21 protein-coding genes are annotated in these 21,044 nt (G+C 72.7%); 12 read left to right on the forward strand and 9 right to left on the reverse strand.

Annotated elements, in window-relative coordinates:
- Positions 1-123: 123 nt before the first annotated feature.
- From CHB94_RS23155 to CHB94_RS23165, 4 genes are read left to right on the forward strand one after another with little or no spacing between them, the layout of a single operon-like run.
- The gene (locus CHB94_RS23155) at positions 124-1,527 is read left to right on the forward strand and encodes an HD-GYP domain-containing protein (protein ID WP_089338908.1); all 1,404 of its coding nucleotides are present in this window, start codon (positions 124-126) and stop codon (positions 1,525-1,527) included.
- Positions 1,512-1,718 carry a response regulator transcription factor gene (locus tag CHB94_RS23160; RefSeq protein ID WP_176445715.1) on the forward strand — a complete coding sequence of 69 codons (207 nt, stop codon included), beginning with the start codon at positions 1,512-1,514 and terminating at the stop codon, positions 1,716-1,718. Before CHB94_RS23155 ends, CHB94_RS23160 begins: the two co-directional genes overlap by 16 nt.
- Before the next feature lie 51 nt (positions 1,719-1,769).
- The gene (locus tag CHB94_RS26465) at positions 1,770-1,958 is read left to right on the forward strand and encodes a hypothetical protein (RefSeq protein ID WP_254920875.1); all 189 of its coding nucleotides are present in this window, start codon (positions 1,770-1,772) and stop codon (positions 1,956-1,958) included.
- A 29-nt stretch (positions 1,959-1,987) separates the two neighbouring features.
- A complete protein-coding gene (locus CHB94_RS23165; protein WP_254920876.1) occupies positions 1,988-2,368 on the forward strand; it encodes a DUF998 domain-containing protein in 381 nt (126 codons plus the stop codon).
- A 253-nt stretch (positions 2,369-2,621) separates the two neighbouring features.
- On the opposite strand, the gene CHB94_RS23170 is transcribed toward CHB94_RS23165, so the two are convergent.
- Complete coding sequence (locus CHB94_RS23170; protein WP_217899470.1) at positions 2,622-3,050, reverse strand: cysteine hydrolase family protein; 429 nt, start codon at positions 3,048-3,050, stop codon at positions 2,622-2,624.
- 10 nt (positions 3,051-3,060) lie between these two features.
- On the opposite strand from CHB94_RS23170, the gene CHB94_RS23175 reads away from it, so the two are divergent.
- From CHB94_RS23175 to CHB94_RS23205, 7 genes are all read left to right on the forward strand, one after another.
- On the forward strand, positions 3,061-3,387 hold the full coding sequence (locus tag CHB94_RS23175) for a Na+/H+ antiporter NhaC family protein (RefSeq protein WP_217899471.1): 327 nt from the start codon (positions 3,061-3,063) through the stop codon (positions 3,385-3,387).
- 250 nt (positions 3,388-3,637) lie between these two features.
- On the forward strand, positions 3,638-5,146 hold the full coding sequence (locus CHB94_RS23180; protein ID WP_217899472.1) for an FAD-linked oxidase C-terminal domain-containing protein: 1,509 nt from the start codon (positions 3,638-3,640) through the stop codon (positions 5,144-5,146).
- Between the two features lie 16 nt (positions 5,147-5,162).
- On the forward strand, positions 5,163-6,377 hold the full coding sequence (locus CHB94_RS23185; RefSeq protein WP_217899473.1) for an FAD-binding oxidoreductase: 1,215 nt from the start codon (positions 5,163-5,165) through the stop codon (positions 6,375-6,377).
- Positions 6,374-7,792 carry a (Fe-S)-binding protein gene (locus CHB94_RS23190; protein WP_089338912.1) on the forward strand — a complete coding sequence of 473 codons (1,419 nt, stop codon included), beginning with the start codon at positions 6,374-6,376 and terminating at the stop codon, positions 7,790-7,792. The genes CHB94_RS23185 and CHB94_RS23190 overlap by 4 nt, the downstream gene beginning before the upstream one ends.
- A 114-nt stretch (positions 7,793-7,906) precedes the next feature.
- Entirely contained in the window at positions 7,907-10,156 is a 2,250-nt protein-coding gene (locus CHB94_RS23195) for a malate synthase G (RefSeq protein ID WP_217899474.1), read from the forward strand.
- 35 nt (positions 10,157-10,191) lie between these two features.
- A complete protein-coding gene (locus CHB94_RS23200; protein ID WP_089338914.1) occupies positions 10,192-10,620 on the forward strand; it encodes a GlcG/HbpS family heme-binding protein in 429 nt (142 codons plus the stop codon).
- 152 nt (positions 10,621-10,772) lie between these two features.
- Positions 10,773-11,219: a hypothetical protein gene (locus tag CHB94_RS23205; protein ID WP_089338915.1), complete on the forward strand. Its 447-nt coding sequence runs from the start codon at positions 10,773-10,775 to the stop codon at positions 11,217-11,219.
- A gap of 30 nt (positions 11,220-11,249) precedes the next feature.
- Here the strand turns inward: CHB94_RS23205 and CHB94_RS23210 are convergent, their stop codons facing one another.
- The 8 genes from CHB94_RS23210 to CHB94_RS24735 form a co-directional block, all read right to left on the reverse strand.
- Positions 11,250-12,482 carry a glycerate kinase gene (locus CHB94_RS23210; RefSeq protein WP_089338916.1) on the reverse strand — a complete coding sequence of 411 codons (1,233 nt, stop codon included), beginning with the start codon at positions 12,480-12,482 and terminating at the stop codon, positions 11,250-11,252.
- A gap of 19 nt (positions 12,483-12,501) precedes the next feature.
- The gene (locus CHB94_RS23215; RefSeq protein WP_217899475.1) at positions 12,502-13,704 is read right to left on the reverse strand and encodes a (Fe-S)-binding protein; all 1,203 of its coding nucleotides are present in this window, start codon (positions 13,702-13,704) and stop codon (positions 12,502-12,504) included.
- Positions 13,701-15,083, reverse strand: coding sequence for an FAD-binding oxidoreductase (locus CHB94_RS23220; RefSeq protein ID WP_089338917.1), 1,383 nt, complete (start codon positions 15,081-15,083; stop codon positions 13,701-13,703). The genes CHB94_RS23215 and CHB94_RS23220 overlap by 4 nt, the downstream gene beginning before the upstream one ends.
- The gene (locus CHB94_RS23225) at positions 15,080-15,739 is read right to left on the reverse strand and encodes a LutC/YkgG family protein (protein WP_089338918.1); all 660 of its coding nucleotides are present in this window, start codon (positions 15,737-15,739) and stop codon (positions 15,080-15,082) included. Before CHB94_RS23225 ends, CHB94_RS23220 begins: the two co-directional genes overlap by 4 nt.
- On the reverse strand, positions 15,736-17,190 hold the full coding sequence (locus CHB94_RS23230) for a lactate utilization protein B (RefSeq protein WP_254920877.1): 1,455 nt from the start codon (positions 17,188-17,190) through the stop codon (positions 15,736-15,738). Before CHB94_RS23230 ends, CHB94_RS23225 begins: the two co-directional genes overlap by 4 nt.
- On the reverse strand, positions 17,187-18,014 hold the full coding sequence (locus tag CHB94_RS23235; RefSeq protein WP_089338919.1) for a (Fe-S)-binding protein: 828 nt from the start codon (positions 18,012-18,014) through the stop codon (positions 17,187-17,189). Before CHB94_RS23235 ends, CHB94_RS23230 begins: the two co-directional genes overlap by 4 nt.
- A 55-nt stretch (positions 18,015-18,069) precedes the next feature.
- Entirely contained in the window at positions 18,070-19,782 is a 1,713-nt protein-coding gene (locus tag CHB94_RS23240) for an L-lactate permease (RefSeq protein ID WP_089338920.1), read from the reverse strand.
- A 319-nt stretch (positions 19,783-20,101) separates the two neighbouring features.
- The gene (locus CHB94_RS24735) at positions 20,102-20,323 is read right to left on the reverse strand and encodes a hypothetical protein (protein ID WP_141137616.1); all 222 of its coding nucleotides are present in this window, start codon (positions 20,321-20,323) and stop codon (positions 20,102-20,104) included.
- A 264-nt stretch (positions 20,324-20,587) separates the two neighbouring features.
- Here CHB94_RS24735 and CHB94_RS23245 point away from each other — a divergent pair, with 264 nt between their 5' ends.
- Positions 20,588-20,791 carry a hypothetical protein gene (locus CHB94_RS23245; protein WP_141137617.1) on the forward strand — a complete coding sequence of 68 codons (204 nt, stop codon included), beginning with the start codon at positions 20,588-20,590 and terminating at the stop codon, positions 20,789-20,791.
- Positions 20,792-21,044: the final 253 nt, after the last annotated feature.

The raw sequence follows: 21,044 nt of genomic DNA on the forward strand, positions 1-21,044 counted from the left end.
CCCGCTCCCGCAGCTCGTCGGGGTACTTCCTCGGTGCCGCCATGACTCTCATCCTCCAGTGGATTGAGAGCCTCCATCAGACCCGGGGCGAGACACCATCCCATGCCGTCCTAGCGTGGCGAGATGTCCGGCGCTGCGCCGTCCGACAGTGACCAGGTATGCGCGGCCGAGTTGCTTGCGGGCCTGTGCTTGGCCACGGACCTCGCACGGGGTTTCCCGCTGGAGCACGGCCTGCACAGCACGTTGGTTGCGATGCGGCTCTGCGAGCGATTGGCAGTGGACGACGAGACGGCCTCGCGCACGTACTACGGCTCCCGGCTGTTCTACGTCGGGTGCACGGCCGATGCCGAGGTTGCCGCCGAGATCTTCGACGAGGGCGCGCTGAAGCAGTACTTCGACCCGGTCATCTTCGGCAGTCCGGCCCAGTCCCTCGGCGGCGTCGTCCGGGCCCTGGCCGGATCGGGCGGACCGGTGGTCCAGTTGGCGAGAGTGCTGCGCAAGCTGCCGCGTGCGGCCAGCGGCTACCGATGGCACATGGCTGCGATGTGCGAGGTCGGGGAGATGCTGAGCGCTCGGACGGGCGTCGGGCCTGACGTGGCCTCGCTCTTCGCTGCCTTCACCGAGCGATGGGACGGGCGAGGGGAACCAGGTCGTCTCGCGGGCGAGCAGCTGCCGCAGGCGCTCCGGATCATGCACGTCGCCCGAGACGCGACTTTCCAGCGGCTGCTGGGCGGGCAGGCGCACGCCGAACGCGTCATCGCCGACCGGGCCGGCGGTGCCTTCGACCCGGCGGTGGTCGCCGCGCTGACCGGCGACGCAAGAGCCGTGCTGGCCGGCACAGACGAAGTCCCCGCGTGGGACGCCGTGCTCGCGGCCGAGCCGGGAGCGCCCCTTGTGCTCCATGGGGCCGAGATCGACCGGGCGCTGTCAGCCTTGGGCGACTTCGCCGACCTGGTGGCGCCACATCTCGCGGGCCACTCGGCCGGCGTGGCGGAACTCGCTGCAGCGGCCGGGCGGCACTGTGGCCTGACCGATGCGGTTGTCCGCGATGTGCGGCGGGCAGGGGCCGTGCACGACGTCGGCAGGGTCGCGATCTCAGCGGGTGTCTGGTGCAAGCCGGGGCCCCTGACACCCGACCAGTGGGAACAGGTGCGCTTGCACAGCTACCACGGGGAGCGCGCACTGTGTCACTCGCCGATGCTCGCCCGGTTGCTGCCCGCCGCCACCGCACACCACGAGCGGCTGGACGGCTCGGGCTATCACCGTGGCTCGACGGCGGCGGCCCTACCCCTGACGGCTCGGCTCGTGGCCGCCGCAGACGTCTACCGGGCGCTGACCGAGCCACGGCCGTACCGAGACGCGTTACCCGCAGCCGAGGCGGCCGAGGTGCTACGTCGAGAGGTCGATGCCGGGCGGTTGGACGGCGTGAGCGCGGTCGCCGTCCTGTGGCTGCCGGCCAGCCGGTGCAGCGCGTGGGCCGACCCGCGGGTCTCACCGAGCGCGAGGTCCAGGTGCTGGTCCGGCTAGCCCGTGGGTTGCAGACGAAGCAGGTGGCGCGCGCCCTCGGGATCTCCGTGAAGACGGCCGATCATCATGTGCAGAACACCTACGCGAAGATCGGCGTCTCCACACGGGCCGCGGCTGCGGTGTTCGCCATGGAGCACGGCCTGATCGACTGGGGAGAACTCCCCATACCCACCACGTACGGCCGTTCCTAGCGTCGGCTCCATCGACCGGGAGGTGTCCTGGTCCGAGATGGGGAGGTCGTCATGCGACGTATCGACGCAGCGCGCGAGCGCGGCACCGTGCAGCGGAACGCCACGAGCGGCCCTCGTGCCCGAGCAGGCCTGTGGGCCGCCGGCGTCGCGGGCGTGGCGGGCCCGGTGATCTTCACCCTGACCTTCCTGGTGCTCGAGCGCCTGCGAAGTGGGGAGTTCAGCCCCGCGAAGCAGCCGTAAGCGCCCTGGAGGCCGGCCCCTACGGCTGGGTGCAGCAGGTGAGTTTCGTCGTGTTCGGGCTGCTGACCCTGATCTTCGCCGTCGGCCTGCACCGCGGCCTGCGGCCGAGCCGCCGGGGCATCGCCGGACCGGCGCTGTTCGGTGTCAGCGGTCTGGCGCTGCTGTTCGCCGCGGCGATCCCGCTGCGCCAGGACGCCGCCGGTGAGGTCTACGACCCGGGTGGGCACATCGTGGCAGGCAGCGCCTTCTTCGCGGCCAGCGCCGTCGGGCTGCTGGTGCTGTCGCGGCGGATCGCGTCCGATCCCGCGTGGTCCGGCTTGGCGCTGGACGCTGGCGGCCGGGCTCACCTGCGTCCTGGCGTTCGTCGTGATGCGTTTGGGGGCCATTCCGGAGGAGGCGCCACTGCATGAGTGGGTCGGCCTGCTGCAGCGGGCAACGATCATGCTGGCGCTCTTCCCGACGAGGGTCGCGCTGTCCCTGCGGCTGCTGCAGTTGGGCCGCGCGCCGCAAGAGCCGTCCGGCGGTCGCACCGGGAAGTCAGCCACCCGCGACATGAGAGCCATTGACGCCTGAAAGGAACGGAATCCCCACGGTGAACGAACCGTGGGGATTTTGTGATGCGTGTCCGAGGGGCGACACGCCACATACGCGCACGGCTGCACCTCAGCTGACGTGACTCGCGTCAACCCCGGTGCCCCGCGAAAGCCGGCGCAGGATCTCGTCGCTGCTCGCGTGGAGCACGCCCATCCGACCCGCTTCCTGCAGGTGGATGCGCCGCAGCCCGGAGATGGCGTCCGCGGCGATCAGGGTCCGGTAGTCGTGCTCGCTCGCGTCGTAGACGGTCGCGCGAGGACAGTTCGGGTAGTTGCAGCCGGCGATCACGACGGTGCTCACGTCGAGGGGGGCGCCGGGGGGCCGGAGTTCGGGAGCGAGCTGCGAGCCCGCCGAGCCAGGGCGAACCACCGGCGCACCCGACTCGATGAGGCTGCGCCGTGGCAGGTCGACGTCAGCCCCCTCGTAGAGCCGGACGACGTGCACGATGGGACGGTCGGCGTCCCGGAATCCCCGCACGAGGCGCGAGACGGCCGGCACGATGGCGCTGGTGCCGACGACGGTCTTCGGGGCGGTCCTCGCCGGCGCGATCTTCGGCGACCACACCTCGCCGCTGTCGGACAGGACGATCCTGTCCTCCATCGGGGCCGGGGTGCACCTGATCGACCACGTGGTCACGCAGCAGCCCTACGCCCTGGTCGCCGCCGGAGCGTCGGCGGTCGGTTATCTCGTCTCGGGCACCACCGAGAGCACCGGTCTCGGCCTCCTGGCGGCAGTGGTTGCCCTGGCCCTGGCCGTCCTCGTGCTGAAGGGACGCAGCGCCGTCCAGCGGGACGAATCGGTGAGTGCGCACCGGGGGAGTCGGGTCAGGAGTTGACCCGACCCATGCAGGGTGTCCCGTGGGGGCGCCTCCGGCATCACCGGACAGGACGCTCGGGGGTGCGCTGCCGCGGCGGGGCAGTCGGCGCCAGGTTGACGATCACCGTGATCGACCACATGCGCTGCAACGGAATCCGTCTACGGCTTGCGGGTTGGCTGCGGGCGCGGTGACATGGCCCACAGCACGCTCGTCGAGTCGCTCTGGACGGTGGCCTCGAGCGAGCTCAGCGCGAAACTGGGGGGCAGCGGTGACGACGTACACCGAGGAGTACCGCGAACTGGTGGCTGAGACCCCCAGAGGAGCGGTCACGGCGGCGTTCCGGGAGGAGGTCGCCGCGGTCGTGAGCCCCGGCGGCCTCATCTCCGAACCCGCCCAGCTGCACACCTACGAGTGCGACGGGTTGACCGGCTACCGCGTCACCCCGGCGCTCGTCGTGCTGCCCGCGACGACCGAGGAGGTCGCCGCCGTCGTCCGGCTCTGCGCCCGGCACCGGATCCCGTTCGTCGCCCGGGGTGCCGGGACGGGGCTCTCCGGGGGAGCGCTGCCGGTGGCCGACGGCATCGTCATCGGCCTGGCCCGCATGCGGAAGATGCTCTCTGTCGACGTCGACAACCAGCGGGCCGTCGTGCAGCCCGGCGTGACCAACGCCGGTATCTCGGCCGCGGTCGGCGGGCACGACCTGTACTTCGCCCCCGATCCTTCCAGCCAGATCGTGTGCACCATCGGCGGCAACGTGGCGGAGAACTCCGGTGGCGCGCACTGCCTGAAGTACGGGTTCACGACCAACCACGTCCTGGCGCTCACGTTCGTCACCCCGGACGGCGACGTGGTCACCCTCGGAGGCGACTCCACCGACCAGCTGGGGCCCGACCTGCGGGCAGTGGTCCTCGGCTCCGAGGGCACGCTGGGGATCGTCACCGAGATCACCGTCCGGCTGCTCCGCCGCCCGGAGGCCGTACGGACGCTGGTCGCCGACTTCCCCGACGCCGAGCAGGCCGGCAACGCCGTCAGCGACCTCGTCGCGGCCGGGATCGTCCCCGCCGCCGTCGAGATGCTCGACGAGCTCGCCATCGAGGCGTGCGAGAAGGCGGTGCAGGCCGGCTACACCCTGGGCTCCCCGGCCGCGCTCGTGGTCGAGCTGGACGGGGTGGAAGCGGAGGTGGAGGAGGAGTTCGAGCGGGTGCAGGAGATCTGCCGGCGCAATGCGTCCACCCACATCCGGATCGCCGGCGACCCCGTCGAGCGGGCCAAGGTGTGGAAGGGGCGCAAGGCCGCCTTCGCGGCCATGGGGCGGATCAGCCCCGACTACTTCGTGCAGGACGGCGTGATCCCCCGGACCAAGCTCGGCAGCACGCTGACCCGGATCCGGGAGATGTCGGACGCGGCCGGCCTGCGCGTGGCCAACGTGTTCCACGCCGGCGACGGCAACCTGCATCCTCTGGTCCTGTACGACGCCGCCGTCCCGGGGCAGGCCGAGCAGGCCGAGCACCTCGCCACTGCCATCGTCGAGCTGTGCGTGGAGCAGGGCGGTTCCATCACCGGCGAGCACGGGGTGGGCAGCGACAAGGCGTGCTCGATGGTGAAGATGTTCGGACCCGACGACCTCACGGTCATGGCCCGCATCCGCGCGGCCTTCGATCCGCAGGGCCTCTGCAACCCCGGCAAGGTCCTTCCCACGCCGAGGCTGTGCGGCGAGCGCCCCGGCCCCTACCGTCCGCACCCGCTGGAGTCCGCGGGCATCATCGAGCGGTTGTGAGGACGCCGTGACCCTGGTGAACAGCACATCCGTCGCCGTGGAGCGGCCGGAGTCGGTCACCGAGGCGGCCGACCTGCTGCGCGGCACCGACGGCCCTCTCCTCTTCCGCGGCGCCGGGACCAAGCAGGCCTGGGCCGGCCGACCGGTCGAGCCGGCCCTGGTCGTCGAGACCGGGCGGCTCTCGAGCGTGTTGGCCTACAACCCGGCGGACATGACGGTCGCCGTGGGTGCGGGCATGCCGCTGCGCGACCTGCAGGACCTGCTCGGCGAGAAGGGGCAGTGGCTGGCGCTCGATCCGAGCACCGAGAGCGCGGGGGCGACGGTCGGCGGCCTGCTCGGCACTGGCGACTCGGGACCGCGGCGGCTCCGGTACGGCGCCCTGCGCGACCTGGTCATCGGCGTCACCCTGGTGCTGTCCGACGGCACCGTCGCCCGCGGCGGCGGAACGGTCATCAAGAACGTCGCCGGCTACGACCTGCCCAAGCTGCTCTACGGCTCCCTCGGCACCCTCGGCCTCGTCGCCGAGGTGGTCCTGCGGTTGCATCCCCGTCCCGCGGCCACCGCCACCGCGACCGTGCAGGTGCCCGTCGACGAGGCGGGCGAACTCGCGCTGCGGCTCGCGGCCTCGCCGCTGGAACCCGCTGCCGTGGATTGGGGCGACGTCGACGGAGGGCTGCTGGCAGTCCGGTTCGAGGGGACCCCGGCCGGCGTCGAGGGCCGGCGGTCGGCGGCCGGCGAACTCCTCGGCGGCGCTGCCGGTGTCGAGTGGCGGACCGGCGCCGACGAGGAGACCGTGTGGCAGCGGCTGGCCGAAGGGCACCGCCCCGAGGAGGAGGAGACCCTGGCCGTCGCCGGCACGCTGCCCGGCCGCACGGCGGACGTGGCGTGGGCGCTGTCGGAGGCCGCGGAGGCCTCCGGCGTCCGCACCGCCCTCGCCTCGAGGCCCGCGCTCGGGCTGCACACCGCACGCTTCGCCGGCGCGCCCGCGGCGGTGGGTGCGGCGGTCACCGCCTGGCGGGAGCGGGTGCTGGCCATGGGCGGCAGCGTCCTGCTGCGCGACCGGCCGGCCGCCGTCGACGCCGAGGTGGATGCCGTCGGGCCACCGCCGTCCTCGGTCGGGCTGCTGCGTTCCCTGCACCGACGACTCGACCCCCACGGTCGCTGCGCCCCGGGCCGGCTCGGCTCGTGGCTCCCGCACCCGGCACCCGGAGAGGACCGCGACAGGTCATGACCGACATCAGCCGCGACGAGGACCAGCGCGTGAGCGTCCAGCCGGTGGCCATCGGCAACGGCGCCGGGGTCTTCGACCTGCACCACCCGCCGTCCGACGAGCTGATCTCCGACTGTGTGCACTGCGGGTTCTGCCTGCCCACTTGTCCGACGTACGCCCTGTGGGGCGAGGAGATGGACTCGCCGCGCGGGCGCATCTACCTGATGAAGCTGGGCAAGGAGGGCAAGGTCCCGCTCGACGACACCTACACCCAGCACTTCGACATGTGCCTGGGCTGCATGGCCTGCGTCACCGCCTGCCCGTCCGGCGTGCAGTACGACAAGCTGATCGAGGCGGTCCGTCCGCAGCTCGAGCGCAACCGGCGGCGCTCCCTCACCGACCGGTTGTTCCGCGGCATGATCTTCGCGCTGTTCCCGTACCCCAGCCGGTTGCGCGTCGCCGCCGTCCTCGGCGAGCTGTATCGACGGTTGGGTCTGCGCAGCCTGCTGCACCGGACCGGGCTCGTGTCGCTGCTGCCTCGGCGGCTGCAGGCGGTGGAGGCCCTGATGCCGCCGGCCAAGCTGCGTCACCTCGCCACGCGGACCCCGGCCGTCACCCTCGCCGTGGGAACGACCCGGCGGCGGGTCGGCTTCCTCACCGGCTGCGTCCAGCGGGTGTTCTTCGCCGACGTCAACCAGGCCACCGTCCGGGTCCTCACCGCGGAGGGGTGCGAGGTGGTCGCCCCGCCGACCCAGCGCTGCTGCGGCGCGCTCAGCGAGCACGCCGGGCGGGAGCCGGAGGCCCTGGACAGGGCGCGGGGGCTCATCGACGCCTTCGCCGAGGTCGAGGTGGACACGATCGTCGCCAACGTCGCCGGCTGCGGCTCCACCCTCAAGGAGTACGGACGGCTGCTGCGGGACGACCCGGACTACGCCGATCGGGCCGCCGCGTTCTCGGCGAAGGTGCAGGACGTCTCGGAGCTGCTGGCCGAGCTCGGCCCTGTCGCTGAGAGACACCCGATCGAGGCGCGCCTGGCCTACCACGACGCCTGCCACCTCGGGCACGCCCAGGGCGTCCGCAGCCAGCCTCGCGACGTGCTGCGGACCATCCCCGGTCTGCAGGTGACCGACATCCCCGAGGCGGAGATCTGCTGCGGTTCGGCCGGCATCTACAACCTCGTCCACCCCGAGCCGGCCGAGGAGCTCGGCCGGCGGAAGGTCGACAACGTGCTCTCGGTGAAGCCCGACGCGCTGGCCACGGCCAACCCGGGCTGCCTGCTGCAGATCCGCCGGTACTGGCCGGGGGAGTTGCCGATGTTCCACCCCGTCGAGCTGCTGGACGCCTCGATCCGGGGCGTGGACCCGATCGCCGCGGCCACCGCGCGCAGCGGTCGACCGCGGCTCGACGCGCGTACCGCCGAGCCCGGGAGCTTCTAGCCGGGGCAGTTATGGGGGACCGGACGAAACGGCGTCCGGCGCAGCGGATAGACAGTGATGGGTCAGAGAGTCCAGAGCGGGACGGCCCGTCCCGCCGGAGATGGGGAGACAAGCGTGGAGACCGGAACCGACGAGACCGTGCGCGACGCGACCGGCGGGCTGCAGGTCGACCCGGCGCTGCGGAGCTTCGTGGCCGACGAGCTGGTCGCCGGTCTCGACCTGGCACCGGAGCAGTTCTGGTCGATCGTCGCCGACCTCCACGGACGGTTCGCCGGGCGGGTCGAGCAGCTGCTGCGCCGCCGTGACGAGCTGCAGGAGCAGATCGACGCCTGGCACCGGGAGCACGGCGTCGGCGACGTCGAGGCGCTGGAGGCCTTCCTGACCGAGATCGGCTACCTGCTGCCGCCGGAGGAGCCGACCGTCCACGTGCAGCGCGTGGACCGGGAGATCGCCGAGGTGCCCGGCCCCCAGCTCGTCGTCCCGGCGAACGTGCCGCGCTACGCGCTCAACGCCGCGAACGCCCGCTGGGGATCGCTGTACGACGCCCTGTACGGCACCGACGCGCTGCCGATGGAGCACGAGCTGGCACCCGGCTACGACGAGCGCCGTGGTGCCCAGGTCATCGCCGAGGCCGACCGCCTGCTCGACAGCTTCTTCCCGCTGGCCGAGGGCAGTCACGCCGACGTCGTCGCCTACCGGCTGCCCTCGGCGGGGGAGCTGTCCGTCGAGACGGCCACGGGGACGACGGGCCTGGCTGATGCGTCCCAGTTCGTCGGGCACCGGCCCGGGGACGGCGACGGGCCGGCGGGGGTCCTGCTGCGCCGGAACGGGCTGCACCTGGAACTGGTGATCGACCCCTCGACCAAGGTGGGTGCACAGCACCACGCCGGGGTGTCCGACGTCGTGCTCGAGTCCGCGGTGACCACCATCGTGGACCTGGAGGACTCGGTCGCCACCGTCGACGGCCCGGACAAGGTCGGCGCCTACCGGACTTGGCTGGGGCTGCGCACCGGCGAGCTGACCGCCTCGTTCGGCAAGGGCGGGCGCACCGTGACCCGCTCGGTCCACGGCGACCGCACCTACGTCGGCGTCGACGGCCAGGAGCTGACCCTCCCCGGCCGCTCGCTGCTGCTCGTGCGCAACGTGGGCCATCACATGCGGCTGGACGCCGTCCGCACCGCTGACGGCGAGCCGTTGCTGGAAGAGGTCCTCGACGCGCTGGTCTCCGCGGTGGCCGCGCTGCACGAGTTCCGGGGCAACGCCCGGTACTCCAACACCCGGGCCGGCAGCGTCTACATCGTCAAGCCGAAGATGCACGGCCCCGACGAGGTGACCCTGTCGGTGGAGCTCCTGGCCGCCGTGGAGGAGGCCCTCGGCCTGGAGCCGACCACCCTCAAGATCGGCATCATGGACGAGGAGAAGCGGACCTCGACCAACCTGGAGGCCTGCATCGCCCGGGCGGCCGACCGCGTCATCTTCGTCAACACCGGCTTCCTCGACCGCACCGGCGACGAGATCCACACCGACTTCGAAGCAGGGCCGGTGGTCCGCAAGGACGACCAGCGGTCGCAGACCTGGCTCACGACCTACGAGGACCGCAACGTCGACGTGGCGCTGGGCGCCGGATTCGCGGGGCAGGCCCAGATCGGCAAGGGCATGTGGGCCAAGCCGTCGGCGATGCGCGAGATGCTCGACACCAAGGGCGGCCACCCGCGGGCCGGGGCGAACACCGCCTGGGTCCCGTCGCCGACCGCCGCGACCCTGCACGCGCTGCACTACCTCGAGACCGATGTCCTCGCGGTGCAGGAGGAGCTGAAGAAGCGGCCGCTGGCCGACCGGCGCGGCCTGCTCGTGCCGCCGGTGCTGCCGAACCGTGGCGCCGACCTGCCCGAGGAGGAGAAGCGCCACGAGCTGGAGACCAACGCGCAGTCCATCCTCGGCTACGTCGTGCGCTGGGTCGGGCTGGGGATCGGCTGCTCGACCGTGCCCGACCTCGAGGGCGTGGGCCTGATGGAGGACCGCGCGACCCTGCGGATCTCCAGCCAGCAGATCGCGAACTGGCTGCACCACGGGCTGGTCGACGAGGCACAGGTCCGGGAGACCTTCGCCCGGATGGCGGCGCTGGTCGACGAGCAGAACGCCGGCGAGCCGGGCTACCAGCCGATGTGCACCGACCTCGAAGGCAGCCCGTCGTTCCAGGCCGCGCTGGACCTGGTCTTCTCCGGACGGCGCGAGCCCAACGGCTACACCGAACGAGCGCTGACCCGCTGGCGGCAGCGCGCCAAGGCGACCGCCGACGGCGGCGGGGAGCCGGAGACCAAGGAGGCGGTCCTCGACGACCAGGCACCGAGCCCGGCCTCCTGAACCGTTCCCGTACCCCAGACGACGAGGAGCTCCCCGTGACCATCGACCTGCAGACCGCCCGCACGATCGTCGCCGAAGCGCTGGCGGCCGGCCGCGCGAAGGGCTTCAAGCCGCTGACCGTCGTGGTCCTCGACGCCGGCGGGCACCTGGTGGCTGCCGAACGTGAGGACGGGGCCTCCAACAAGAGGTTCGAGATCGCGTCCGGCAAGGCGCAGGGGGCGCTCGCCCTCGGCCTGGGGTCCCGGGCGCTGATGGCACGGGCCGAGCAGCAGCCCTACTTCATCGCGGCTGCCACTGCGGCCGTCGGCGGGTCGCTGATCCCGGTACCGGGCGGAGTGCTCGTCCGGAACGAGGGCGGCACGCTGCTCGGGGCCGTCGGAGTCTCGGGGGAGACCTCGGACAACGACGAGGCCGCGGCAGTGGCCGGGATCGAGGCTGCCGGTCTGCAGGCGCAGCCGGACTGAGCGGACCGGGGAGACCTGGCGGCGGACCGTCGCGCCGGACGCGGAGCACGCAGCGATGGGCCGCCCTGCCGCAGGCACTCGCGGACGCGCGCGCGCCGTGGCACCATCGCCCACACGACTCGCCCGTGCACACGTCGTTCGCAGGAGCGGACATGGCCCGATATCTCGTCGTCGCGCACGAAACGGTGACCAACCCCGCGTTGCTCAAGCAGGTCCGCGCCGTCCGGGAGCAGGACGGGGAGGCCGAGTTCGTGCTGCTCGTACCGGCGACGCCGGTCCGGCACCTCCTGTTCCGGCGGGGTGATGAGCACGACGCCGCTGTCGCCGCCGGGAAGCTCGCCGACCGAGCCGGCAGGATGTTCGCCAAGAAGGGGTTGCCGCTCAGCGACGTCCGCGTCGGCGCAGCCGATCCGATCGAGGCGATCGACGCGGAGGTGACGGCCAACCCGGGGTATGCCGGGTTCGTCATCTCCACGTTGCCGGAGGAGAAGTCCCGCTGGCTGCAGATGGACCTGCCCCGCGCCGTCGCTTCGAAGTACGGCCTTCCCGTCCACCACGTCGTGGCCGCCCAGGACTACACGCTCGCCGACCTTCCCTGAGCGTGTCCTCGTGTCCCGGACACGGTCAGGTCACCGGTCCGGCTCCAGGAGCCATTCGCGGGCGACGCGCTCGGAGAGCTGCTGGAGCAGCGGCTCGGCCTCGGTCATGCACCGGGCCGGGTCGGGTTCGAGGTCGGTGAGGGCGTAGGCCGCACCGATGCCGGCGTCGGCGAGCTCGGCGTCGTCGAGGAGACAACGCCCCGCCACGGCGACCACCGGGACGCCGTGCGCGCGGGCCGCGGCGGCGACCCCGGCCGGGGCCTTGCCGGCCAGCGTCTGCCGGTCCAGGGACCCTTCTCCGGTGACCACGAGCGCCGCGCCGGGCACCTTCTCGTGGAAGCCGGTCAGCTCGAGCAGCAGCTCGATGCCGGGGCGGGCCGAGGCGCCGAGGACGGCGAGCGCGGCAAAGCCGACCCCGCCCGCCGCTCCGGCGCCCGGGAGGGCGGCGGCGGGATGGCCGCCGGACCCCGCGCCGGTCGCCGTCCCGAGCACCTGGGACAGCCGCGCGAGGGCGGCGTCGAGGACCTCGACGTCCGCAGCGCCGGCGCCCTTCTGGGGGCCGTAGACCGCGGCGGCGCCGCGCGCTCCGAGCAGCGGGTTGTCCACGTCGGTGGCGAGAACGATCTCCGCCCGGTCCAGCCCCGGATGCAGCCGGCTGAGGTCGACCCGGTCCAGGCGGGAGAGGGCGCCGCCGCCGGGCGGCAGGTCCACGCCGTTCGCGTCGAGGAACCGCGCACCGAGGGCACCGAGCATGCCGGCACCGCCGTCGGTGCTGGCGCTGCCTCCGATCCCGACGACCACGCGTGCGCAGCCGGCGTCCAGCGCCGCCCGCACCACCTCGCCCAGGCCGGCGCTCGACGCCGTCAGCGGCGCGAACCGCCCTGGGGGCATCCGGACCAGCCCGCACGCGTCCGCCATCTCGACGACCGCGGTGCCCTCGCGGAGGGCGTAGGCGGTGTCGACCGGGTCGCCGAGCGGACCGGACACCCGCACGGGTACCCGTGCGTACCCGGCGTCGAGTGCCGCCTCCAGGGTGCCGTCGCCGCCGTCGGCGACGGGGTTCAGCACCACCTCGAGGTCGGTGGCCACGCGGCGCAGGCCGACGGCGACGGCGGCGGCCACCGCGGTGGCGGAGAGGGACCCCTTGAACTTGTCGGGAGCGACGAGGACGCGGGTCACCGCCGTGCCGCCCGGCCGGTCCGGCCCGGCGACGACGGTGGCGACGTCCCCGGACTCCGCGAGGTCGTCGTCCCCGGTGCCCATGGCGGTGTCGCTGATCCGGTCAAGCGGACCAGCCCGCCGTGCCGCCGCTGGCGCCGCGCCTCCGCAGACGCCGGCGGAGGTTCACCCGGACCTGCGGCACCCGCCACCGCCGTCCCCGTGGCAGCGGCCGGCCCCCGGCCGCCGCGGCGAGGAGGTCCGCGAGGTGCACGGCGTGGACCGCACTGCCCCGCCGGCGCAGGTTGCCGTGCAGCTGCCGCTGGCACCCGGGGTTGACCGTCACGACGTAGTCGACCCCGGCGGCCTCGTACGCGTCGAGCTTGGGCGCGAGGATCCGCTTGCTGTCGCGCGGACGCAGCAGCGAGTAGGTGCCGGCGGAGCCGCAGCAGGAGTCGTCGCCCTGGACGGGCACGAAGTCCGCGACGGCGGAGATCAGCGCGCGCGGCTCGGCGAAGACGCGCAACCCGTTGCGCAGGTGGCAGGAGTCCTGGATCGCCACCCGGGCGCGCCGTCCCTCGATCTTGACCTCCCCGACCGGCGTCGCGCCCGTCTTCGCCAGGTGCTCGGAGAGCTCCTGCACCCGGTCGCGTCCGAGCACGCCGGCGAGGTGCGCCGCGCACCCGCCGGCGGTGGTGACGATCGTGCCGGGCAGCGTCTCCCCGAGCGTGCGGGCGAGCTCGCGGCCCTTCTCGGACTCGCCGTTGTGCGCATGCAGCGCGCCGCAGCAGCCCTGGTGCGGGGGGACGGCGATGTCGGGCAGCAGCGTGCGGACCGCCCGGCTGACGCCGGGGAACAGCCCCCGCTCGAAGCAGCCGAGCATCAGGGAGGTCTGCGCGGGGGCGGCCGTCCGCGCGTGCCGGCGCACGAGCCCCATCATCCGCAGCAGGGCCGTCCGCTCCGCGATCATCATGAGCGCCTGGGCCGGCGGCGGGCGGCGCCGACCCCGCCACTGGTGGTCGCGCCATTCCTCGAGCAGGTCGCCGTACTGCACCCCTGCGGGGCACACCGGCTCGCAGGCCCGGCAGCCGAGACAGAACGACGACTCCTCCCGCAGCCGCGGGTCGTCCTCGTCGAGGCGGCCCGTCTCGAGGGCGCGCATCAGCGTGATGCGCCCGCGCGGCGACGAGGCCTCGTTCTTGGAGACGGCGTAGGTCGGGCACGCGGGCAGGCAGAACCCGCAGGAGATGCAGCGGTCGAGCAGCGCGGGGTCGAAGATCCCCCGGCCCGGCGGCGTTGCCATGTGCTGCTGCTGGGGACCCGTCATGATCCCAGCTTCCCGGGGTTGAGGATCCCCGCCGGGTCGAACGCGGCCTTGATCCGGCGGAGCAGGGCCATCTGGTCGGCCCCGAGCCGCGCTTCGAGATAGGGCAGCTTCGCGGCGCCGACGCCGTGCTCGCCGGTGATCGTCCCGTCCATCTCGATCGCGGCGGCGAACACGTCGCCGAAGGCCTCGTGCGCCCGGTGGATCGCGGCCTCGTCGCGCTGGTCGACCACGCAGGTCGGGTGCAGGTTGCCGTCGCCGGCGTGCCCGAAGGTCGCCATCGGGACCTCGTGCCGGTCGGCGATCTCGTCGATGCGGTCGACCATCGCCGCGAGCCTCGGCCGCGGCACGGTCGCGTCCTCGAGCAGCGTGAGCGTCCCCAGCCGGGACAGCGCCGGCAGCGCGCACCGCCGGGCCGTGAGCAGTGCCTCCGAGCGGGCGATGTTCTCCGCGAGGGTCACCTCCAGCGCCCCGCTGTCCGTGCACTGCTCCCCGATGCGGCCGAGGTTGCGGTCGACGACGTCCTCCGGGCCGTCGTCGCCGAACAGCAGCAGCGCTCCGGCGTCGAGCCGCAGCCCGAGGTTCGCGTACTCCTCCACCGCGCCGATGCACTTGGCGTCGAGGAACTCCAGCGTCGCCGGCACGATCCCGTCGCCGATGATCGCGTCGACGGCGCGGCCGGCGTCGGCGAGCGACCCGAAGTACGCGACGCCGGTGTTGGTGGTGGCCGGCATCGGCAGCAGGGCGACGGTCAGCTCGGTGAGCACCCCGAGCGTGCCCTCGGACCCGGTGAGCAGCCGGGTGAGGTCGTAGCCGGCGACGTCCTTCCACAGCCGCCCCCCGGTGTGGATCACCTCGCCGGTCGGCAGCACCGCGGTGGTGCCCAGGACGTAGTTGCGGGTGACCCCGTACTTCAGCCCGCGCAGCCCACCGGCGCAGGTCGCGACGTTGCCGCCCACCGTGGAGACCGTGCGACTGCCCGGGTCGGGGGCGTAGAGCAGGCCCTGGGCGGCCGCGGCATCGGCCAGAACGGACGTCGGCACCCCGGCCTCCACCCGCGCGAGCAGCTCACCCGGGCTGATCTCCAGGACCCGGTCCATGCGGGTGAGGACGAGCACGATGCCGCCGCGCTCGGGGACGGTGGCGGCGCACAGGTTCGAGCCCGCCCCGCGCGGCACGACCGGCACGCGTCGCTCGGTGGCCAGCCGCAGCACGGCCGCGACCTGCTCGGTTTCGGCCGGCCACACCACCGCGTCGGGCACGGCGCGGAAGACGGGCGTCGCGTCGCGCGCGTACGGCTCCACGTCTCCGGCTTCGGTGCGCACGTGGTCGGCACCGACGATCGCCTTCAGCTCGGCGACCAGTTTCCGGTCCAACGTCACGACCGGTCCCCTCCGACGACGATCACGTGCAGGGTGCGCGGGCCGTGCACGCCCTCGACCCGGTCGAGCTCGATGTCGCTCGTCGCCGACGGGCCGGAGATCCACGTCAGCGGACGGTCGGTGCGCAACCGCGTGACGGCGGCGGGCACGTCGTCGACGACGTCCTCGGCGCGGACGATGCAGACGTGCACGTCCGGGACGAGCGTGAGTGCGCGGCGCCCGCACAGGACGCCGCTCTCCAGCACGATCGTGCCGGTCTCGGCGATGCCGACGGTCGAGCCGGTCACCACCGCGTCGAGGGCGTCGAGGTCGGCGACCGACAGTGGCTCCTCGACGGTGTCGCGCACCAGCGCCACGCCGCCGTCGGTCAGGGCCGCCCACTCCTCGGGCAGACCGGCGGGCACCCCGACCCGGGTCGCCCCGACCCGGCTGAGCGCGGCCGTCACCGCCGTCGCCACCCCGTCGGACCTGACCCGCTCGACGGTCGCCTTGTAGTCGGCCACCCGCTCGCTGAAGCGCTCGACGTCCCCCTCGGGGTGCTCCCGGTGGCGTCGGTAGTCCCGCGGGACGGCGAAGTCCTCGCTGGTCTCCTCGGGCGGCACGTCACCCAGGGCGGTGCGGATCCGACCGAGGACCTCGTCGCGGGCCCCGGTCATGCGGCTCCTCCCTTTCCTCGGGTGCGGTGCCACCACTGACGGAAGGACTCCTTGGGCGGCAGCGGTATGTCACGCGCCCGGCTCCACTTCGAGGCGGCGCCGAAGGGAACGGGGCCCAGGCTGGTCCGCTGTTCGCCGAGCATGCGGCGGCCGAGCCCGGCCAGCCGCTGGACCGCCGACAGCCGCCCCGGCTTGTCGAAGGTCCACGCCGCCGCCCGCATCCCGAGCATCTCGGCGGTGGGGACGCTCCTGTCCCGGGTGCTGTCCACGACCTTGCCGCGCAGGTGCACCAGCAGGTCAGGGATGTCGATGCGCACGGGACAGACCTCGAAGCAGCGCCCGCACAGCGACGACGCGTAGGGCAGCGACTTCTCGACCGGCCCCGCGTCGACGCCGTTGAGCAGCGGGTTGAGGACCGCCCCGATGGGGCCCGGGTAGACCGAGCCGTAGGCGTGCCCGCCCGTCCGCTCGTACACCGGGCAGAAGTTCAGGCACGCCGAGCAGCGGATGCAACGCAGCACCTGGCGGCCCACCGGGTCCGCCAGCGCGCGGGTGCGGCCGTTGTCGACGAGCACGATGTGCACGGCCTGCGGCCCGTCGCCCGGCGTGACGCCCGTCCACATCGACGTGTACGGGTTCATCCGCTCCCCGGTGGACGACCGGGGGAGCAGCTGCAGGAACACCTCCAGGTCGGCGAACGTCGGCACGATCTTCTCCACGCCGACCACGCTGATCAGGGTCTCCGGCAGGGTCAGGCACATCCGGCCGTTGCCCTCGGACTCGACCACGACCAGCGTCCCGGTCTCAGCGACCGCGAAGTTCGCTCCGGAGATGCCGACCTTCGCCGACATGAACTTGCGCCGCAGGTGCTGGCGCGCCGCCCCGGCAAGCATGCGCGGCTCGTCGGTGAGGTCGGGCGGCGCGCTCGGCATCTCGCGCAGGAAGATCTCGCGGATCTCGGCGCGGTTGCGGTGGATCGCCGGCACGAGGATGTGGCTGGGCAGGTCGTCGTTGAGCTGGACGATCAGCTCGGCGAGGTCGGTCTCGAGCGCGGCGATGCCCTCCTCGGCGAGGGCCTCGTTCATGCCCATCTCCTGGGTGGCCATCGACTTCACCTTGACGACCTCGTCCGCGCCCGCCTGCCGCACCAGCTCGGCCACGAGCTGGTTGGCCTCGTCGCCGTCGCGCGCCCAGTGCACGGTCGCGCCCGCCGCTGTCGCCGCAGCCTCGAACTGCTCGAGGTAGTCGGGCAGGTGGCGCAGCGCCCGGTCCTTGATCGCCGCACCGGCGAGCCGCAGCTCCTGCCAGTCGTCGAGCTCGCCGACGACGCCGTTCCGCTTGGTGCGGATGACCTTGGTGGCATGGGCGAGGTTACGGCGCAGCTGGGTGTCGACGAGCGCGACCTTCGCCGCATCGGGGAAAGCCGGCATGCCCACGAACGTGTGGCTCACGGGTGCGTCACCTCCTGCCCGGCCAGTTCCTGCTCGGGTCGGCCCTTCCACCGGGCCGACTCCGCCGGCTGTTCGGCGTGCGTCGTCCCTGCGGCGCGCTCGGTGGAGGCCAGCACCTCGGCGATGTGCAGCGTGCGCACTCCCGACCGCTCCCGCCCCAGGATCCCGCCGATGTGGGTGAGGCAGGAGTTGTCGGCCGACACCAGCACCTCCGCTCCCGTACTCCGCACGTGGCGCACCTTGTCCGCCCCCATGGCGACGGAGACGTCCGAGTTCTTGATCGCGAACGTGCCCCCGAAGCCGCAGCACTCCTCCCGCTCCGGCAGGTCGACCAGCGTCAATCCGCGTACCGCCCGGAGCAGCCGGTACGGCCGGTCGCCCAGCTCCAGTGCCCGCAGGGAGTGGCACGTCGGGTGGTAGGTGACCCGGTGCGGGAAGTACGCCCCCACGTCCTCCTTCCCGAGCACGTCGGTGAGGAACCGCGTGAGCTCGTAGGTCTTCGGCGCGACGTTCGCGACGCCGTCGCGGAGGGCCGCGTCGCCCCGCTCGGCGGCGATCCTGGAGTGGTAGTGCTGGACGGTGCCGGCGCACGACGCCGACGGCGCGACCACCGCGTCGTAGCCGTCGAACGTCTCCACGTACCGGCGGACCAGTGGCAACGCCTCGGCGCGGTAGCCGGTGTTGATGTGCATCTGCCCGCAGCAGGTCTGCCCGGTCGGGAAGTCGACGTCGACCCCCAGCCGTTCGAGCAGTTCCACCGTGGCCTTGGCCGACTCCGGGAACATGGTGTCGTTGAAGCAGGTCACGAACAGGGCGACCTTCATGGGGCTCCCTCGTCGATCCGTGGTGGGAGATGCGCGTCGGGTTCGTCTTCTCCGATCACGGCAGCATCCAGGCCAGGACGTTGGACTGCAGGTAGATCAGCACGCACAGCACGAAGAGCAGGCCGATGCTCCAGAAGATCGTCTTGCGGAACAGGTCGGCCTCCCGCCCGACGATGCCCACGGCCGTCGCGGCGATCGTCAGGTTCTGCGGGCTGATCATCTTGCCGACGACACCGCCCGAGGTGTTGGCGGCGACGAGCAGGGTCGGGTCGAGTCCGGCCTCTTCCGCCGCGGTCTGCTGCAGGGTCGCGAACAGGGCGTTGGCCGAGGTGTCGGACCCGGTGACGGCGGTTCCCAGCCAGCCGAGGATGGGGGAGAGGAACGCGAACGCCGCGCCGGTCCCCGCGATCCAGGTGCCGATCGTGATGGTCTGGCCGGAGAGGTTCATGACGTAGGCCAGGGCGAGCACCGTGGCCACGGTCAGGAAGGCCCAGCGGAGCTTGACGGCCGTGGCCGCCAGTTCGCGAAGGGCCCGCCCGAGCGGCACGCGGTAGACCAGGGCGGTGACGAAGCCGCAGATCAGCAGCAGCGAACCCGGCGAGGACAACCAGGGGAAGTTGTAGACGGTGGATGTCACCGGTGTGCCCGCGGAGTTGAGCACGTTCTGGTCGAGGCCCGGCCACGCGATCTTGACGTCCTGGCCGACCAGGAAGTCCTTCACCGGGGTGAACAGCTTCGCCAGCGAGAAGACGGCGATGACCAGCAGGTAGGGGAAGAACGCCATCAGCACCCTGTTCCGGGTGAGGCCCGCAGCGTGCTCGGTGAGCGCCTGCTGCTGCGTCTGGGTCTGCACGCCCGCCCCCGCCCCGGTCACGGAGCCGGCCTCCCGCCGGTCCTGCGCGCCGTCCAGCTCCGCCTCGTGCTCGCCGTGCAGGCGCGCGGCGGCCTCCTCGGAACCCCGCGGGGTCCACACCTTGAGCGTGACGACCGCCGCGGCGAGCCCGGCGAGCGCGGCGACGATGTCGGTGAGCTCGACGGACAGGTAGTTGGAGGCAACGAACTGGCCGACCGCGAACGTGACACCTACGGACAGCGCAACCGGCCAGGTCTGCCGCAGCCCGCGCTTGCCGTCCACCATCAGCACCAGCAGCGCCGGCACGATGAGCGCGAGCAACGGCGTCTGTCGGCCGACGTAGGCCCCGATCTCGTTGTAGTCGATACCCGTCAGCGTGCCCGCGGTGATGATCGGCGTGCCGATCGCGCCGAACGCGACGGGCGCGGTGTTGGCCAGCAGCACCACCACGGCCGCGCGGACCGCGGAGAAGCCGAGCGCCATGAGCATGACGCCCGTGATCGCGACCGGAGCGCCGAAGCCCGCGAGCGCCTCGAGCAGCCCGCCGAAGCAGAACGCGATGATGATGGCCTGCACCCGCGGGTCGTCGGAGATCAGGTGGAACGCGGCGCGCAGGTCCTCGAACCGCCCGCTCACGACCGTGACCTGGTACAGCCAGATCGCGGTGAAGACGATCCACATGATCGGGAACAGGCCGAACACCGCGCCCTCGGTGGCCGACAGGACCGCGAGGCCCACCGGCATGCCGTACGCGGCCACCGCGACGGCGATCGCGACGACGAGCGCGGCGAGACCGGCCCAGTGTGCCTTCCACCGCAGCCCACCCAGCGTGACGAAGATCGTCAGCAGCGGGAGGAGCGCGACGAGCGCCGAGACGGTGAGGCTTCCGAGTGGGGCGAGGTCCTGCTGATACATGAGGTCCCCCGGGCGGTGTCGACAGTGACATGCATCTCGGTCCAACCAGCAGGAAGGGCATACCGCATAGCCGGCCGGAGGACCAGCCGAAACTCCGAACCCGGGCGTGTCCCGTGGCCACCGGGAGAGCCTGGAGCAGGCCACACATGCCCGCTGCACGCTGCCCGAAGATCGGCGGGCGCGTGTCCCCTTGTCGACCTACCGACTTGTCGTCGGCGTTGAGACCCTGCAGTGCGGCGACAGCAGACCGTCTCGCAGAACAGGAGGCCAGTGGACCCGCTGCGCCATTGGCAGGTGTGCGCGGTGCTCGGCGGGCGGCTCAGGCGAAGGGACCTGAGGTGTCTCGATAACAGATCGGACATGCGTGTTCTTCCGCAGCCTCCGGCGGCCAATCGCCATCCACCACGTCGACCTCGGCCCCGCATTCGGCTCGGAACGGTGCCGCCTTCCGGGTGGCGGCGGCCACCACCGCATGACGCGCGCCGACCGGTTGGCCGTCCACCCCCGCGCGACGGCCGATGACATAGTCGCTGCCACTCATGTGCAGGGCCTACCACAACCGACGCCGTCCGGGCCTGCGAACGAGCAGGAGCAGCGCTCCTCCATGACCGCCGGCCCCGCCGGACGGCGCAAGGGGAGCGCCTTGAGGACGAAGGGCGCCCACGCCCGGCACCTCCAGGTTCCGGCTGCCGGACTTCCTCGCTGAGCAACACCAGCCCGGCAGGCTTCCTCGTGGGCCGTGGACGCTTCCGCGCCAGGCGGGGACCTCGCCACTGCCGGCTGGACCCCGTCCGTGGACGGGTCGGTGACGCACACGGCGACGGCGGCCGCAATCCGCGGGCACCGGCTGCGCGCCCTCGTGCACCTGTCCGAGCACCTGGCCCGGCGGGTGAGCCGCCGCCGGCCGGTGCCGTCGAGCTCGCTGGAGCACTCACCGGCACCGTCGCGGCAGGGGCCGGGGCGGCGCACCGCGCGGAGGGCCGCCGGCTGGGTGCGTTGGACCTCGTGACCGCCACCGAGAGTCCCTGAACGGCCCGGCCGGGTCGCCTCGCCGGATCGGGGCGCCGTTCACGGATCAGGGCCGGACACCTGTGAAGGGTGTCCGGCCCTAGTGGCTGTGTCTAAGAACGTGTCTCGGAACCCGGGTCACCGGGCCAGGCGTCGGGACATCGTCATGATCATCGCGATGTAGACCATCGCTTCGGCGTGCTCGGGCAGGGTCTCGTAGTCGCGCACGCATCGGCGGTGTTTGCTGATCCAGG

The organism is Blastococcus mobilis (genome assembly GCF_900188025.1).
In the GTDB taxonomy this organism is placed as follows: Bacteria; Actinomycetota; Actinomycetes; order Mycobacteriales; family Geodermatophilaceae; genus Blastococcus_B; species Blastococcus_B mobilis.